Source organism: Paenibacillus sp. Y412MC10 (genome assembly GCF_000024685.1).
In the GTDB taxonomy this organism is placed as follows: Bacteria; Bacillota; Bacilli; order Paenibacillales; family Paenibacillaceae; genus Paenibacillus_AQ; species Paenibacillus_AQ lautus_A.
In genome coordinates this window covers 4,967,863-4,984,330 of the sequence record NC_013406.1, presented here as the reverse complement: position 1 = coordinate 4,984,330, position 16,468 = coordinate 4,967,863, and the positions used below count along the sequence as shown (strand labels likewise).

Below are 16,468 nucleotides of genomic sequence, written 5' to 3'. Positions count from 1 at the left end.
AAAGGGGTTCAGGGAATGAAGAAACTAAAATTGATTCTGGCAGCAGCGCTCGTTATGACAACGCTTTCGGCTTGTGGCGGCAACCAGAAGGCGGCATCGGGCGGAGACAGCGGCACGGAGACGGACAGCAATGCGCCGATCACGTTAACCTGGTTTGACCAAAACACGGGGGATGCCTTTACGAATCCGGTCGCTAAAGTGATAACGGAGAAAACGGGCGTCACCGTCGAGATTCAGCAGCCTACGGGCAATCCGGTTGAGAAGCTGAATCTGATGCTGGCCAGCGGCGATCTTCCGGATGTTATTTTGATGAGTCGTGGAAGCGATATCATGAACAAGTATATTACCTCTGGCGCGGTGATCCCGCTGAATGATCTGATCGAAGAGCACGGACCGAATATCCAAAAAATGTACGGCGACACGCTTGCCAAAACCCGGAGCGAGGACGGCAACAATTATTATTTCTCCAACTGGTACGGCTTGGAGCAGTACCCGGTGTTCGGCTTCATGATGCGTATGGACATCATGAAGGAGCTGGGCGTCGGCGATAAGGTGAACAACGGCGAACCGTTTACCGCGGAGGAATTCGAGCAGCTGCTCGTCAAGTTCAAGGAGAAATATCCAACGATTGACGGCAAAGAAAGCATTCCGATGACGCTCAACGGCGAGAACGTCGGAGCCGTGACCGGCAGCTTCAAGGGCATGTACGGCATGATGCCGTATTACGAAACAAACGGGGAGCTGAAGAAGGACGTCCGCGATCCGCGCTATCTCGAAATGGTCAAATTCCTGAACTCCCTGTACCGCAAAGGCCTGCTCGATAAGGAATGGGCGACCATGAAGACCAAGCAGTTCGAGCAGAAGCTGGGCAACGGCAACGTATTCGCCACGGCGGAAGCGCTCTGGAATGTGGGAAATGCGAATGCGCTGCTCAAAACCGAGGCAGCCGATAAGGCCACCGAGGACGAGCGTCAGTTCTACCAATATAAAGTGCTGGCCCCGGGCGTGAAGCCGGAAGAGGCCACTTACGGACCGAAGAGCTCCCTGGGCTGGGACGGCGTCGCGATCAGCCGCTCCAACAAGGATCCGGTTCGTACGATGAAGCTGTTGGATTTCCTGGCCAGCGAGGAAGGCCAGTATCTGCTGATGTGGGGAGTAGAGGGCGAGCATTGGGAAATAAAGGACGGCAAGCATGTGCCAAAACAAGAAGTGCTTGACGCCTTCAAGAAGAATTGGGACGAAGCTTCCCGTACGACGGGCATTCGCAAGTGGACCTGGATGATCAAGAATGGTCCCGGCGAGGACGGAACCCCGTATGACCTGATGGGTCGTTACCAGACCGATCCGGTCACGGATCTGGCGATCAAGAATCTGGCCGATACGTCGTTTGATACGGCACCGTACGATAACCTGGGTCCTGCTGGCGGAACGCCGGAAGCCATTATGGAAACGAAGGTGAACGACACCATCAATAAATATTTCCTGAAGATGGCCCTGTCGCCGTCCGAGGACCAAGTGGTGGAATCCTATAACCAGATGATGGCCGAGATCGAGGCGGCTGGCCTGGCCAAGCTGGAAAAGATCTATACGGACAACTTCAACAAACGTCAAGAGCTGTGGGGCAAATAATCTGACCAAGGAGAGTCAAAAGATGCTTCGTCTTTTGACTCCTCCTTTTTTTCTTGCGCAGGCATAAACCAGATCAACACGAATCGGAAGGATGATATTCTGTGACCATTCAATACCAAGAACAGTTTCGCGTGTTTGCGATACAAACCGATAACAGCTCCTATCTGTTCGGCATCAACGACAGCGGCAATCTGCAGCATCTCTACTGGGGGGAGTCCGTCGCGATCGAAGACGCGGCGCCGCTGCTGCGGCCGAGATCGCACAGCTCGTTTGACGCGGAAGTCCATTCGGAGGTGGAGGAATACAGCTTCTGGGGCGGCGTCAAATACAGCGAGCCCAGCCTGAAGGTCCGCATGCCGGATGGCGTGCGCGACTTGGCGGTTCGTTATGCCGGGCACCGCACGCTGCGGACGGAAGGCAGGGAGACGCTGGTCATCGTCATGAAGGATGAAGCGTACCCGCTGGAAGTGGAGCTGTCCTACCGGGCGATTCCCGAGTGCGACCTGATCGAACGCTCAGCCCGAATCGTAAATCGCGGCGAGGCGGATATCGTGCTGGAGAACGCGCAATCCGCAGCTTGGGTCATCCCCTATCTGGCGGATTACCGCCTCACGCACGTAACAGGAAAATGGTCCGGCGAATTTCAGCTGCGCAGCACCTTCCTCACCGAAGGAAAGAAGGTGCTGGAATCCCGCAGGGGTTTTACGGATAGCCACGCTAACCCTTGGTTTGCGATGGATGACGGACATGCCACGGAGTCGGCGGGTCAGGTATGGTTCGGCGCGCTGGCCTGGAGCGGGAACTGGAAGATCACGGCCGAGCGGACGGTGTTCGAGCATGTTCGGGTGACCGGAGGCATCAACGATTTCGACAGCGAGTGGGTGCTGGGAGCGGGAGAAGCCTTCGATACGCCAAGCTTCGTCGGGGGATACAGCAGCGGGGGCTTTGGCGGGATGAGCCGGCAGCTGCATCGCTATCAATATTCGGATGTTCTGCCGGGCCGCGAAACGAGACCTGTCCTGTATAACTCCTGGGAGGCGACGTACTTCGATGTCAATGCCAAGGATCAAATGGCTTTGGCCGAAAGAGCCGCGCGTCTGGGCGTGGAATTGTTCGTCGTGGACGACGGGTGGTTCGGCGGGCGCAACCACGACCGCGCCGGGCTTGGCGATTGGTTCGTGAACCGGGAGAAATTCCCGAACGGCCTTGGCGAGCTGATTAACCGGGTGCATGAGCTGGGCATGGATTTCGGCATCTGGGTGGAGCCGGAGGCCGTTAATCCAGACAGCGATCTGTACCGGGAGCACCCGGATTGGGTCTACCATTTCGAGACGCGGGAGCGCTCGGAGCTTCGCAATCAGCTGCTGCTGAACATTTCGAAGCCGGAGGTTAAGGCATACATTTTGCAGTTTATGACGGACCTGCTGGAGAAGCATGACATCAAGTTCATTAAATGGGATATGAACCGGACCGTAACTGAACCCGGCATGAAGGATCATCCGCTTCACTGCCAGAAGGAAATCTGGATTCGCCACGTTCAGAGCCTGTACGAGATTTGGGCGGAGCTGCGGCGCAAGTTCCCGCATGTGGCGTTTGAAACCTGCGCCGGCGGCGGAGCGCGCATCGATCTTGGCATCTTCCGGTATGCCGACCAATCCTGGCCGAGCGATAATACGGATGCCTTTGACCGCCTCAGCATTCAGGAGGGCTTCTCGTACACGTATGCTCCGCGGATGATGACCTGCTGGGTGACGGAGTCGCCGACTGGGATGAATCGCCGACAGGTCTCCCTGAAGTATCGCTTCCACAGTGCGATGATGGGAACGCTCGGCATCGGCTCCAACCTGAATGAATGGAGCGATGAGCTGATTGCTCAATCGGCTGAGTATGTGGCGCAGTACAAATCCATTCGCCATCTGGTTCAGTTCGGCAGCCAGTATCGCCTGGACTCGCTTCGGCATAAAGGCGTAACGGCCGTGCAGTACGGCAGCGAAGACGGCAGCGACAACGTGCTGTTTGCGTTCCTGCACAGCCAGAAGCTGGGCGAGCCGCTGCCGAGACTGCGGCTGACCGGGCTGCAAGCCGATCAGTCGTATGCCATTGAGGGGTTGGCCGGTACATGGAGCGGCAGGGCGCTCATGAACATCGGGATCGAGCTGCCGCTGCGCGGGGATTTTGACAGCTTGGTGTATCGGATTCAGAAACTGGGATAAGATACTGCCTAAATAGAAAGAGCCGTGTTGTCTTATAGGCAATGCGGCGTTTTTTTTCCGTCGACTTCCACGTTAACGTCAATGTTATGAATGATTTTAGATGCATCATGGACATAAAGGAGGGGAGAAATGTGGATTACCTTTCTAGCCTATCGACCTGCTGACGGGGATTATAGTAACAGGTAGTTTGATTCCTTTGAGGGCGTTACTGATACCATCGGTTATTTCTTACGATTCTGGGGAGATGAAGTAGTGAATATCTTTCAACATAAAGTTCTAGTTTGATTTGGAATAAGAGAGGTACTCGCAACATTTCAGTAACGAGCACCCCTCTCTCTAAATCCGATTAAGCCCTTGAAGCTATAATAACTTTCAAGATAGTGGAAATCTCTTGATGCCTTTCAGCTTCCGACCAAAGAAACATCCTGATAGTAATGTTCAATATTACGACAACGCAAGAAATTACCAATCCCAACAAAATTAAAACAACAACGGATGATAAGTTGCTTAAGTACATGCCAACAAATTCTGTCCACAAAGCAATTAAGAACAATCCGATAATACCTATTGGAAGCCATTTTTTATTTTTAGTGTTTTGACTAAGGGTTTCCAGGTGTCCAACCATAGCTGTAATGTATTCAGCTCTATTTATTCCCATTTCATTCATTTTCCTTGCAATTCTATCTGTGCGATATGCAAAGAGTATATTTCTTTCGTATTCAATCGGCTTCTTATTTGCAAGTGATAAATACTGTTGTTTTTCACCATTTCCAAAGTGCAATCTTACGGATTGATTTCTTGATTTGATCGCAAGATTCACAAAACCTAAAGAGGTTGCTTCTGCTACTATTGCGAGAATCGACAGGGAAATTTTTAAGGTCGCCAAGGTTACAAAGAGGAGTACTATCCCACTTATAAGTAGAATCGAAGCACTCATTAGGTAAAAAGCATCCTTTTTAGTTGTTGGGATAAGCTTATTACTAGATAGTTCATCATCATAAAAATTTGTAATCTCTCTTAGATTTGAAACAAAATTCATTCCGACCTTTTCTTCCATTTATGACCACTCCTTTTTGTTGATTAATACGTGGATATATTGAAAACAGTTTCAAAGAATGAAGTTGAATTTTTGTAGAACACTTGATTTATCAATACAAAGAGGATCAATGTGATGGGTATTAAAGCGCACAAATGTAACTTTCGCAAGGAGCGAGATCAGGAGAAAGTGCGGGGCATGGTCCCTTCGAGGAAACGAGCCAAAAAAGAATAAGCAGCGACGTTACGAAAAACGGGCTGCCGCTAAGAGGCAATAAGGGGACTACCCCTTCCGGGTATCTCGGTATTCGGAAGGGGATTTTCCCATGATTTTTTTGAACAGCCGCGAGAAGTAGTAGGGATCCTGGAAGCCGAGACGGTGGCTGATCTCCTTGACGCTCTCGCCGGTCAGGTCCAGATGCTGGCAGGCCCGCTGGATTTTGAGCCGCAGATAGTAATCGATGGGGGAGTAGCCCGTCGCTTCCTTGAACCGGAAGGTGAAGTGCGGTATGGACAGATTGGCGTAGGCCGCCAGCTCCTTCAGGCTCACATGGCCCTCCAGATGCTCGGTCATGAACCGAAGCGTCTGTTCCATGTCATGCTTGTTGTGCTGGTGTTGCCCCCGCTGCGGTTGGAGCCGGGCGAGGCGGATGATGGCCGCCAAGTGGCCGGCGAGCTGCGAGACATGGATGATATGGTTCAGCGTATACCCTTTTTGCAGCAGCTCGTAACTCTCCTGAAACAGCTCTACGATGCTCCTTGACTGGTCGACCGGAACGATGGCGGGTTCGGCTGCGCCGGTAAATCCCTCGAACAATAAACCTGCATGCGTCCCCTTCATATGCCACCAGTAAATGCTCCAGGGATGAAACTCCGATGAAGCATATTCATGCGGCGTATCCGGCGGGATGACAACCGCCTGCCCCTTGAGCAGAGAATAGGTTTTGCCGCCGTTCAACCGGTACCAGCCTTCCCCCTCCGCGCAGTAGATTAAGATGTACGCGCCGCTGCCCTCCGGGCGTTCCCGGTAGTGATGAAGCGCACGCGGAAAGTACCCGACGTCGGTTACGTGCAGCGGTTCCACAAGCGAATGACGGGCAGCCTCTTTCATAATATGATCCGGGAGGACAATGATTTTCTGGGACTCGAATCCGTCTGGTTTTCGTATGGTATCCATAGCTTTACTATGAATCTGAACGGAATTGTTGTCAACCGGATGGAGCACCTGATAATCAGAATATAATCCATCATCAACATGATATCGTCAATGGCTCTTCGGCAGGCTGGCTTATAAGATAGAGACATAACGCAGCCAACGCGGATGCTAATGGAGGGATGACGACTCATGACAAAACAACGGCAAGTGAGCGTACGGGAAGAGACCGTGGAGATTCCCACGTATGAAGTGGGGAAGCCGGACCTGAACCCGATGTTTTTGGAGAAACGGGTGTATCAGGGGAGCTCGGGGCGTGTCTATCCGCTGCCGGTCATCGATAAAATTTACGATGAGAAAGTATTAAAGCCCTACCGGATCATTTTCCTTGAAAATGAGTACGTGCAGATTCAGATCATGCCGCAGATTGGCGGCCGGATCTACCGGGCCATCGATAAAACCAACAACTATGATTTTGTATACCACAATCAAGTGATCAAGCCGGCTTTGGTTGGCCTTGCGGGTCCATGGATATCCGGGGGAATCGAGTTCAACTGGCCGCAGCATCACCGTCCGAACACCTATGGCGAGGTGGAGTGGAGTCTAACGGATCACCCGGATGGCAGCAAGACGGTATGGGTCGGCGAGATCGACCGGATGTACGGCACGAAGGTGTCTACCGGCTTCACGCTGTACCCGGGCAAGGCGTATCTTGAAATTCACGCGCAAATGTACAATCGGACTTCGGAGCCGCAGACCTTTCTGTGGTGGGCGAATCCGGCCGTAGCGGTCAACGATCATACCCAATCCGTATTTCCGCCGGACGTTCATGCAGTGTTCGATCATGGGAAGCGGGACGTGTCCAAATTCCCGATCGCAACCGGCACGTACTATAAGCAGGACTATTCGGCGGGCGTCGATATTTCCATGTACCGCAACATTCCCGTTCCGACCTCCTATATGGCTTATCATTCGGATTACGATTTCGTCGGCGGATATGACCATGGCTTGAAAGCGGGGATTCTGCATGTCGCCAATAAACATATATCTCCCGGCAAAAAGCAGTGGACGTGGGGGCACGGCGAATTCGGCCAGGCCTGGGATCGCAACCTGACCGACGAAGACGGCCCGTACATCGAGCTCATGACCGGCGTGTATACCGATAACCAGCCCGATTTCACCTGGCTGGCGCCGTATGAGGAGAAAAGCTTCAAGCAGTACTTCATGCCCTATAAAGACATTGGGCTCGTGAAGAATGCGTCCATTGAAGCCGCCGTAAATCTCGAAGTCTACGGCCGCAAGGTCGTAGTACATGCTTATGCAACCTCGGTTATCGAAGAGGCTCGCATTCTGGTGACCGGAGCGGGAAGCACCTGCTTGGATCGAAAGGTCAAGCTGTCGCCGGCCGACACCTTCCAGGCCGAGATCGAGCTCGCCCCAGGTATGAGAGAGGAAGATGTGCGGATCGCGGTATTCGCTGCGGACGGCAGAGAGCTGGTCGCTTACCAGCCCAAGCTGCGTACCTTGGAGCGAACGCCGGACCCGGCCACGGCGATTGGCAAGCCGGAGGACCTGAAGAATACCGAAGCGCTGTTCTTGGCTGGGCAGCATCTGGAGCAGTACCGGCACGCGACCTATGAACCGGAAGCCTATTATGTAGAAGGGCTTCGGCGCGATGCGGGAGACGCAAGGCTGAACAATGCCTATGGTTTGCTCCTGCTGCGCAGAGGGTGCTTTACGCAGAGTGAGGTTTATTTTAAAAAAGCGATCGAAACCTTGACCCGCCATAACGCCCGGCCTTATGACAGCGAACCGTTCTACCATTTGGGCAAAGCCTTGAAGTGGCAGGGACGTTTGGATGAAGCGTGCGCTTATCTTTACAAATCGGTCTGGTCGGGGGCTTGGCAAGGTGCAGGGTATCTGGCTTTGGCCCAGATTGCCTGCGAGAAGCAGGAATATGAGGAAGCGTTCGAGCTGATGGAACGATCCCTGGCTGCCCAGTACCGTAATTATAAGGCGCGGCATCTCAAGAGTTTCGTCTTAAGAAAGCTGGGACGTTTGGCGGATGCGGCATCATGGCTTGAGGAAACGCTCAAGCTGGATCCCATGGATGCGGGCGCGATGAACGAGCTGGCAGCCGTATATCAAGAACTGAAGCAAGAGGACAAGAGCCGGCATGTTTACGAGTCGCTTGCCCAGCTCTTGCGCGATAATCCGCACCATTATATAGCCATAGCTCAGGACTATGCGGATGCAGGCCAATATGGCGACGCTTTGGATGTGCTGCAGCGCTTCGAACGCCTTACGGCATCTGCCGTCTATCCGATGGTTTATTACTATCAAGGCAGTGCTCTGATGAAGATGAACCGGGCGGAAGAGGCATCCGCTTGCTACCGATTGGCTTCGGAGGCCGATCCGTCGTACTGTTTCCCGAATTCCCTGCATGACTACGTGACGTTAAAGCAGGCGCTCAGCGTACACCCGCACGATGCGAAGGCGTTGTATTACTTAGGGAATCTGCTGTACGACAAGAAGCGCTACGAGGAAGCCATTAGCAGTTGGGAAGCTTCGGTCGCTCTGAATGGCAGCTTCGCTACGCCGCATCGAAATCTGGCGCTCGCTTACTATAACAAGAGGCAGGACCACGATAAAGCATTGGCATCCCTGCAAACCGCCTTCTCGCTGAATCCGGCGGACGCCAGGGTCTTCTACGAGCTGGACCAATTGTATAAAAAGCTCGGTCATGCTCCGGCTGATCGCTTGAAAGCGATGGAGGAGCACATGGAGCTGGTCGAGCAGCGAGATGATTTATATCTGGAATATTTGACGCTGCACAATACGCTGAATCGTTATGAAGAGGCATTGGCATTGATTCTGAAACGCAACTTTCACCCATGGGAAGGCGGCGAGGGCAAGGTTCCGGCCCAGTATGTGTTGGCCCGTGTGGAGCTGGCGAAGCAGCTGCTTCAGGAGCGTCGCTGCGAGGATGCCGTAGAGCAGCTGCTTGCTGCCAAACAATATCCGCTCAACATCAATGAAGGGAAGCTCACGGGAGCGCAGGAGAACAACATCGATTATTACCTGGGCTGCGCATACGAGGGGCTTGGCCGGTCCGAAGAGGCGGAGGCGTACTTCATGAAAGCCTCGAAGGGGCTGGATGAGCCGGCCAGCGCGTTGTATTACAACGATCAGCCGCCGCACATGATTTTTTATCAAGGGGCAGCGCTGCGGAGACTGGGCCGAGAGAATGAAGCCCGCAGCCGGTTTAACAAGCTGATCGATTACGGGGAGAAGCATATATTCGAGCCTCAGAGCATTGATTACTTTGCCGTATCGCTGCCGGACTTCCTGGTGTTTGATGAAGATCTGGACCGAAGAAACGAAATTCATTGCCGCTACATGATGGGGCTTGGGCATCTTGGTCTCGGTGACCGGCAGTCCGCGGAGAACCTGTTACGCGAAGTGCTGCAGCTGGAGTCTCACCATCAAGGAGCTGCTCAGCATTTGGAACTTTGCAAGACGTTGATTTAGAGATTGCAACTTCATTCTCAAGGACCGTTATGAACGGTCCTTGAGCATTTGTGGATTCCGGGTAATGCCTTGACTACAACGGAGGAGGATGACGAAGATGATCTGGAGCAAAGGGATGCTGGATGGATATGAGGTTTGGACAGGGCGCACGGAGGTGATGGAGATGGTCCTGGTGCCTGAACTCGGAAGCAGGGTCATCTCGCTTCGCAATCGAAAGACTGGCCGGGAATGGCTGGTGCAACCTGCTGGAGCTCTGGAAACGAACGGGTATGCAAGCTCCTTTGGACAGCGGGACGGCAGCGGGTGGGACGAAATGTTTCCAACGATCAATGATTGCCGGTATCCCGCGTATCCATGGGAAGGAACGGAGCTTCCGGATCATGGCGAGGTCTGGTCCATTCCATGGAAGGCGCACACCGAGGAAGAACGGCTGCACTGCAGCGTGCAGGGAATCCGAATTCCTTATCGGCTGCGCAAAACCTACTCCTTCCCCCGTGAAGATACCCTACGGATCGATTATGCCGTTCATAATCCGAGTCCGTTCCCGTTCTCTTTCCTGTGGGCTGCGCATCCGTTGTTTCAAATCGATGAAGGCGCAGAGATTATCGTTCCACACGAGCTGAGGGAGATCATCGTATCGTACTCGGCGAACGGTCGATTGGGAGAATCCGGCGATATTCGGAAATGGCCGCAGCCATGGGAGGAACACCCCCATGTCCGCTTGAATCGTACCGCCAGTAGGCTTGAAGCATCGGCTGAGAAGTTTTATTTTGCTGGTGAGCTGCCGGAGGGGACAGCCTCCATTTACGATCCGGTTGCAGGTGAAGGACTACGCATGATGTTTCCTAAAGAGCAGGTGCCTTATCTAGCGATATGGGCGAACTATGGCGGCTATCAGGGACAGTATCATCTTGCGCTTGAGCCTGCGACGGGGCTGCTCGATGATCTCTCGTATGCCATGCATCGTCAGGCAGCGGCCGAAGTGCCGGCCGGCGGCACGTATACGTGGTACCTTGAGATTAGCTGGGTTAACGGCAGAAGAACGAAGTGAAGTCTTCTTGATCGACAGTGGACCGGCAATCGCTTAAGGATAAGCCAATTCACGAATGCGCTGGTTGGGATTGTCCGTAAATAATCCGCCGTGGTAACAGATCACGTTGCGGATATCATAGTGAGTGAGCTTCTGCAAGGAGAGCCGGGCGAACGCCAAATCAATAGTGGTTGCCGGATCCGGCCCGATCAGTTGCCCCTCTCTAACGTTTAGCGCATCCGCTGCATTCAGGGTTTTGCTTGGTATATGATATAAACTGGTGTGGCCGGGGGTATGGCCCGGCGTATGGATCGCGATGATACCGCCGCCAAACGGCAGCTCTTCGCCGTCGCGCAACATGCGGTTCACGGGTGCTGAGGGCGGGTTCTCCAGCGTGTGTTTAAACGCGTTCCTCCACTCTGGCGGCACGTTATCCGGCAACGAAGCCAGCGCTTGCGCGATAGCCTCGGGCGATAATTTGAAAAGCCTTGTATCTCCTTCGATATAAGGCTTTTCGATTTCGCTGGCGAACACTTCCGGGGCTTGCTTGCAGTGCTGGATTATAGCTGGCAAACTGCCGATATGATCCAAATCCTGGTGTGTTATAATAATTTTGCTTACATCCTGAACGGAAAAGCCGCAGTCCGATATCTGCTCCTGAATCAGCGGGAACTGACCGGGATAGCCAGTATCGATAAGCACCCGATTCTGATGATCCCAGAGGAATGTCGGGTGGATCGTTTCGGTACGTCCCATCATGGCTGCGGAAATTTCCAGCATGGCAATGCCTTGATCGATTGGTAGCATGTTTACATACCTCCACTATATTGGAATGTCTCCTCCCAAATTCAATCTCCAGAGAAGAACGAGCAGAAGTAGATTATCAAATCAACGAACCTTTGTAAACAGAAAAATATTTTATTATAACATAAAAATAATTATTTGTCAATATTTAATTTATGAACTAGAATCCTTGTTTAGGCATGAAATGTCCTGCCTGGCATACTTTGCATGATTCCAAGTCGTAGGCTGATCACAAGGCGGGGTTTCATCTCCCTATTGAGGAATATGTAATTGCTGGTATAATCCTTGAAAAGAGAAACGAAATGGCGCAGCAGATTGAAGAAGGAGAGGGAACGGCAATGAACACGATGATTGAACTGGATGACGTAACCTGGAGACGGGAGCAAAAGACCGTTCTTACAGGCGTGGATTGGACCGTGCAGCAAGGGGAGCATTGGGCGGTGCTCGGACTGAACGGCTCCGGGAAGACAACCATTTTGAATATGATTAACGGTTACATCTGGCCGACCAGCGGCACGGTTTCGGTGCTCGGGCATCGTTTTGGCAGGGTGGATTTAAGAGAACTGCGTAAATCGATAGGCTGGGTCAGCTCCTCGCTGCAGGAAAGAATCCGCCCGAGCGAATCCACGCTGGATGTCGTAATTAGCGGCAAACACGCCTCGATCGGACTGTATCAGAAGGTGGATGAAGCAGACCGGGAACAGGCCGAGCAGCTGATGAAGGATTTTAATTGTATTCATCTGCTGGGGCGTACATATGAAACTTGTTCGCAAGGGGAGAAGCAGAAACTGCTGATCGCCCGGGCCCTCATGGCTTCGCCAAGGCTGTTGATACTGGACGAGGCCTGCAACGGACTGGATTTTCTGTCGAGGGAAGCGCTGCTGTCCAGCATTACGGCTCTGGCTTCAAAGCCCGATGCGCCGACCCTGCTGTTCGTTACGCATCATATCGAAGAAATTCTGCCGATTTTCTCGCACTCCTTGCTCATCCGCCGGGGGACCGTCTTCGGGAAGGGACGTTCCCGGGACATGCTGACCAGCGACAATTTGACCTCGTTCTTTGAGACGCCGGTCGAGGTGAGCTGGCAGAATGATCGGGCCTGGATGTCCATTCCGGACTTGAAATAGAAGCTTTGCGTCCGACAATATTCATGGCCTGGGAGAGTGGATAGATGTGCTAAGTCACACCATAGCGAATCAACGGCTCTACAATCAGCGCATAACAGGGATGAAGCATGTGAGCCCGGTAGAAGTTGTAAGAGAATTAGGCGCTGTTCAGGCACAGGATTACCACCAAGCGGTATGGGGAATCGGTCTCCGTACGCAGTCCGCCAAGATATCCGATGTTGAGCAGGCCGTGATCGATCGCAAAATCGTGCTGACTTGGCCGATGCGTGGAACGATTTTCTTCGTGCCTGCGGAGGATGCCAAGTGGATGCTGAGGCTGACGGCATCGCGGTTTCAGACGCATGATAAGAAGAAGCAGGCCGAGCTTGAGCTTGACGAAGGTACGCTCCATCAATGCGGTACGATCATTGGCAACGCGCTGAGAGGCTGTTTACCGGTATCCCGACCCAGACTGATGGAGCTGCTGGAGGAAGCGGGGATCAGCACCAAGAATGGCCGCGGCTATTACATTCTCGGATATTTGGGGCGGACCGGCATGATCTGTTTCGGCCCGCATGAAGGCAAACAGCAAAGCTTCGTACTGCTCGACGAGTGGGTCCCGAATTCAAGGGAGCTATCGCTCGAAGAATCGCTGGCGGAGCTTGCGCTCCGCTATTTTACAGGTCACGGGCCTGCAACAGTCCAAGATTTTGCATGGTGGGTCGGATTAACGCTGACAGAAGCTAAACGAGGCTTTGAGGCCGTCCAATCCAATCTTCGTTTAGATTTTGTCAACGGCACGGAATACTGGAGCTCTGTTACTGGGCCATCCGCGTCCGCTGATACGGATTCGGCGGTTCTGCTTCCGGGTTTTGATGAATATTACTTGGGGTACAAGGATCGCAGCGCAATTATTGAGTCAGAGCATGATGCCAAAATCGCTCCCTTTCGCAACGGGGTTTTCCAACCCATCATGGTCGCAGGAGGAGAAGTGGTCGGTATCTGGAAGCGGGAGATCAAGCGCAGCGGCATCGAAATCACGTTAAGCCCGTTCTCGGCGTTGGGCGATCGAGAAGAGGCGTTTCGGGAGGCGGCTAAACATTACAGTGATTTCATGGGCCTGCCGATTACACGAATAGAATCATGAACGAGAAGGAGGAATAACGCATGGAATCCATTATGAAGCTGGAATCCTTGATCTCTGAAGTAACGGAGATTGTAACGGCAATCGACGAGGTGGAATTCAATCTGAAGCTTACGCCTGATAAATGGTCCAAGAAGGAGATCCTGGGCCATCTATGCGATTCGGCGGTCAATAACCATATCCGGTTTGTAAAAATATTGGTGTCGGATTACCCTATCGCGATTCAAGGTTACGCGCAGAACGATTGGGTTCGGGTCAACGATTATCAGAATCGATATGATCAATCGGATGTTCTGGCACTGTGGCAGCAGGTTAACCGGATGATTCTGCGGGTCATGCAAAGAGCCGATTCATCCGACTTCCAGAAGAAATGCGTGCTGCCCGATAAAACGGAGGTCACGCTGGAGTGGTTGTTTAACGATTATGTTGATCACCTGATCCATCATTTGGAGCAAATCGAGCTTTAATGCCTGCACTATAAATAGGTTCATGACATGAAACGGAAGGTGTCCCTCCATGTTCAAAGTACTGAATCTCGCCGTCCGATTTATATTGGAATTGATTCTGTTATTTTCGATAGGTTACTGGGGCTTCCATTATGGTTCCGGTCTCGTGGCACAGGCAGCTCTCGGTATTGGACTACCGCTGCTGGCAGCCGTCATCTGGGGCATGACCATATCGCCGAAGGCAAGGGTCAAGCTGCCGCTTGCTGTCGTGCTGCTTATTGAATTCCTCATATTTGCGACCGCGGTTGCTTGCCTGATCGACTCTGGTTTAATAGCCTTTGCCATCGTGTTCGCTATCGTGGCTATGGCCAACCGCTTCTTCGTGATCAAGTGGAGGATGCAGCCATAGAATATTGAAAGTGCGCAGTATGCAATTGCATAACACATTTTTAAGCTCATGCGAAAGACTGCCCCTCATCTGGTTGACAGATGGAGACGGTCTTTTTGTATTGGATCCAGGTGCAGGATAAAAGACGATTTAAAGTCACGTCCTTTAGTCGAACAGGATGATATGATGGTTGAAAGAAAAGCCTATGTCCGACAGCTGGATATCCTCAGTAATGTAGTGAGTGGAAAATCAGCGTGATCATCTAAAATGCTGAAGGTAAAGGAGAATGAACTTATGACTATGAAGATCGGTATGATTGGTTTGGATACATCCCATGTTTCCATTTTCGCGAAAATGCTCCATGACAAGGCGCATCCATATCACGTTCCTGGTGCACGGGTGACGGCCGCTTTTCCCGGAGGGTCGCCGGACTTTGAGCTGAGCATAAACCGAGTGGAGGGATATACAAAGGAACTCGCGGCATGGGGAACGGAGATATTGGAGAGTCCGGAAGACGTGGCCAAACAGGTCGATGCCGTCATGCTGGAAGCGGTGGATGGAAGGTCGCATCTGTCTTTATTTCGCGCGATTGCACCTTATTGCAAACAGGTATTTATTGATAAGCCGTTTGCGGTGAGCAGTAAGGACGCAAGGGAAATTGCCGAATTGGCGGAGCAGTATCAGGTGACCGTTATGAGTTGCTCGTCTCTCCGGTATGCGCAAGGATTACAGGATGAATTGGCTCGGGGCGGGGCGGATAATATCATTGGCGTGGATTGCGCAGGACCGCTTCCCCTTCAACCTACGCAGCCGGGATTTTTCTGGTACGGCATTCATGCGGCTGAAATGCTGTACCGTGTTCTCGGACCCGGATGCGTAAGCGTCCATGTAGCCGCAACGGAGCTGCACGAGGTGTTAACGGCGGTTTGGAATGACGGGACGATCGGAACGATACGGGGCAATCGGGCAGGCAACGACCGCTTCGGGTTGACCGTTCATCGCGCGGAGGCCAGCACCTTCGTGGACATCATGGAGCACCCCAAGCCCTATTATGCCAGTCTGCTGGATCAGATCATGAAGATGTTCACGACGGGGGTTTCCGATGTTCCCTTATCCGAAACGCTGGAGATCGTTCGTTTTCTGGAGGCGGCGAATGTTTCCCGCGTAACGGGAGAAAACGTGAGACTGGATGAAAGCGATCGAAGTGAATGATAGCAGAACAAACACGGGATATACTGACTAGCGATATACTGACTAGCGATATACTGAGGAAAGGATGCATCATATTTCCATATCGGCCGCGTTGATTGTATGATAGACAGATCAAGTACGTTCGGCCGTTTTTTGTAAGCCGGGAGAGGTGGTTATGATGACGTATCACATTCGGGTGAGACCGACAGCCTTGGTTCTGAGGGATGAGTCTGTGTTATTAGTCGAGTATGTAGATGAGAACGGATTGCATTATAATTTGCCAGGGGGCGGGGCCGAGCCGGGGGAGTCGATCGTGGAGGGAGCCTTGAGGGAATTGCGTGAGGAAACCACGCTGGAGGCGCAGGTGGGGCCAGTCGCATTCGTGTACGAGTATGCTCCGCATAAACAGTCCAGAGATAATTTATCGGGCATCCATACGTTATACATCGTGTTCGAATGTTATCCGCTTGAAGGGTCATTTCCGAAGCTTCCGGCGGCGCCAGATCCGAATCAAACCGATGTGAAATGGATACCGCTCGAGCAGCTGGACGACATTATTTTGTATCCGAATATTAAGAAACACATCAGACAGTACGCTATGGATCGCCGAAATATTGAAATGATCGAGGATTTTGTTCTGGACAAATATTCGTGAATTGCTGGGAGTCGTCAGGAAATGGAGGAGCGGATAGCTGCATAATCCGGCCAACGGCACAATAGTGTATAACAAGCAGAATGGAATGGCTTCACTACAACGTAGGAAGTCATTCCTTTCTTTTATGTGGCGAATGTTGTTGC

13 protein-coding genes are annotated in these 16,468 nt (G+C 52.4%); 10 read left to right on the top strand and 3 right to left on the bottom strand.

Annotation, left to right across the window (positions count from 1 at the left end; genetic code table 11):
- Positions 1–15: 15 nt before the first annotated feature.
- Positions 16–1,629: an ABC transporter substrate-binding protein gene (locus GYMC10_RS21715; protein WP_015736508.1), complete on the top strand. Its 1,614-nt coding sequence runs from the start codon at positions 16–18 to the stop codon at positions 1,627–1,629.
- A gap of 101 nt (positions 1,630–1,730) precedes the next feature.
- Positions 1,731–3,842 carry an alpha-galactosidase gene (locus tag GYMC10_RS21710; RefSeq protein ID WP_015736507.1) on the top strand — a complete coding sequence of 704 codons (2,112 nt, stop codon included), beginning with the start codon at positions 1,731–1,733 and terminating at the stop codon, positions 3,840–3,842.
- A gap of 346 nt (positions 3,843–4,188) precedes the next feature.
- Here GYMC10_RS21710 and GYMC10_RS21705 read toward each other — a convergent pair whose 3' ends face one another.
- Positions 4,189–4,899, bottom strand: coding sequence for a hypothetical protein (locus tag GYMC10_RS21705; protein ID WP_015736506.1), 711 nt, complete (start codon positions 4,897–4,899; stop codon positions 4,189–4,191).
- Positions 4,900–5,160: 261 nt separating this feature from the next.
- Positions 5,161–6,054, bottom strand: a complete 894-nt coding sequence (locus GYMC10_RS21700; protein WP_015736505.1) for an AraC family transcriptional regulator — start codon at positions 6,052–6,054, stop codon at positions 5,161–5,163.
- Between the two features lie 168 nt (positions 6,055–6,222).
- On the opposite strand from GYMC10_RS21700, the gene GYMC10_RS21695 reads away from it, so the two are divergent.
- Both GYMC10_RS21695 and GYMC10_RS21690 read left to right on the top strand, forming a co-directional pair.
- Complete coding sequence (locus tag GYMC10_RS21695; RefSeq protein WP_015736504.1) at positions 6,223–9,561, top strand: DUF5107 domain-containing protein; 3,339 nt, start codon at positions 6,223–6,225, stop codon at positions 9,559–9,561.
- A 97-nt stretch (positions 9,562–9,658) separates the two neighbouring features.
- Positions 9,659–10,612 (top strand): hypothetical protein, encoded by a 954-nt coding sequence (locus GYMC10_RS21690; protein WP_015736503.1) that lies wholly within the window; start codon positions 9,659–9,661, stop codon positions 10,610–10,612.
- A gap of 33 nt (positions 10,613–10,645) precedes the next feature.
- On the opposite strand, the gene GYMC10_RS21685 is transcribed toward GYMC10_RS21690, so the two are convergent.
- Entirely contained in the window at positions 10,646–11,398 is a 753-nt protein-coding gene (locus GYMC10_RS21685; RefSeq protein WP_015736502.1) for an MBL fold metallo-hydrolase, read from the bottom strand.
- 335 nt (positions 11,399–11,733) lie between these two features.
- Between GYMC10_RS21685 and GYMC10_RS21680 the strand changes: the two genes are divergently transcribed.
- From GYMC10_RS21680 to GYMC10_RS21655, 6 genes are all read left to right on the top strand, one after another.
- On the top strand, positions 11,734–12,522 hold the full coding sequence (locus GYMC10_RS21680; protein WP_015736501.1) for an ABC transporter ATP-binding protein: 789 nt from the start codon (positions 11,734–11,736) through the stop codon (positions 12,520–12,522).
- A 46-nt stretch (positions 12,523–12,568) separates the two neighbouring features.
- Positions 12,569–13,648 carry a winged helix DNA-binding domain-containing protein gene (locus GYMC10_RS21675; RefSeq protein ID WP_015736500.1) on the top strand — a complete coding sequence of 360 codons (1,080 nt, stop codon included), beginning with the start codon at positions 12,569–12,571 and terminating at the stop codon, positions 13,646–13,648.
- Positions 13,649–13,668: 20 nt separating this feature from the next.
- A complete protein-coding gene (locus GYMC10_RS21670) occupies positions 13,669–14,112 on the top strand; it encodes a DinB family protein (RefSeq protein WP_015736499.1) in 444 nt (147 codons plus the stop codon).
- Between the two features lie 49 nt (positions 14,113–14,161).
- Positions 14,162–14,500 (top strand): YrdB family protein, encoded by a 339-nt coding sequence (locus GYMC10_RS21665; RefSeq protein WP_015736498.1) that lies wholly within the window; start codon positions 14,162–14,164, stop codon positions 14,498–14,500.
- 273 nt (positions 14,501–14,773) lie between these two features.
- Positions 14,774–15,691: a Gfo/Idh/MocA family protein gene (locus GYMC10_RS21660; RefSeq protein ID WP_015736497.1), complete on the top strand. Its 918-nt coding sequence runs from the start codon at positions 14,774–14,776 to the stop codon at positions 15,689–15,691.
- Between the two features lie 157 nt (positions 15,692–15,848).
- Entirely contained in the window at positions 15,849–16,325 is a 477-nt protein-coding gene (locus GYMC10_RS21655; protein WP_015736496.1) for an NUDIX domain-containing protein, read from the top strand.
- The last annotated feature ends 143 nt before the right edge of the window (positions 16,326–16,468 follow it).

Coding starts and splice junctions, on each gene's coding strand:
- GYMC10_RS21705 (WP_015736506.1), bottom strand. CDS start 4,899: ATGGAAGAAAAGGTCGGAATGAATTTTGTTTCAAATCTAAGAGAGATT.
- GYMC10_RS21660 (WP_015736497.1), top strand. CDS start 14,774: ATGACTATGAAGATCGGTATGATTGGTTTGGATACATCCCATGTTTCC.
- GYMC10_RS21665 (WP_015736498.1), top strand. CDS start 14,162: ATGTTCAAAGTACTGAATCTCGCCGTCCGATTTATATTGGAATTGATT.
- GYMC10_RS21715 (WP_015736508.1), top strand. CDS start 16: ATGAAGAAACTAAAATTGATTCTGGCAGCAGCGCTCGTTATGACAACG.
- GYMC10_RS21655 (WP_015736496.1), top strand. CDS start 15,849: ATGACGTATCACATTCGGGTGAGACCGACAGCCTTGGTTCTGAGGGAT.
- GYMC10_RS21695 (WP_015736504.1), top strand. CDS start 6,223: ATGACAAAACAACGGCAAGTGAGCGTACGGGAAGAGACCGTGGAGATT.
- GYMC10_RS21680 (WP_015736501.1), top strand. CDS start 11,734: ATGAACACGATGATTGAACTGGATGACGTAACCTGGAGACGGGAGCAA.
- GYMC10_RS21690 (WP_015736503.1), top strand. CDS start 9,659: ATGATCTGGAGCAAAGGGATGCTGGATGGATATGAGGTTTGGACAGGG.
- GYMC10_RS21670 (WP_015736499.1), top strand. CDS start 13,669: ATGGAATCCATTATGAAGCTGGAATCCTTGATCTCTGAAGTAACGGAG.
- GYMC10_RS21685 (WP_015736502.1), bottom strand. CDS start 11,398: ATGCTACCAATCGATCAAGGCATTGCCATGCTGGAAATTTCCGCAGCC.
- GYMC10_RS21700 (WP_015736505.1), bottom strand. CDS start 6,054: ATGGATACCATACGAAAACCAGACGGATTCGAGTCCCAGAAAATCATT.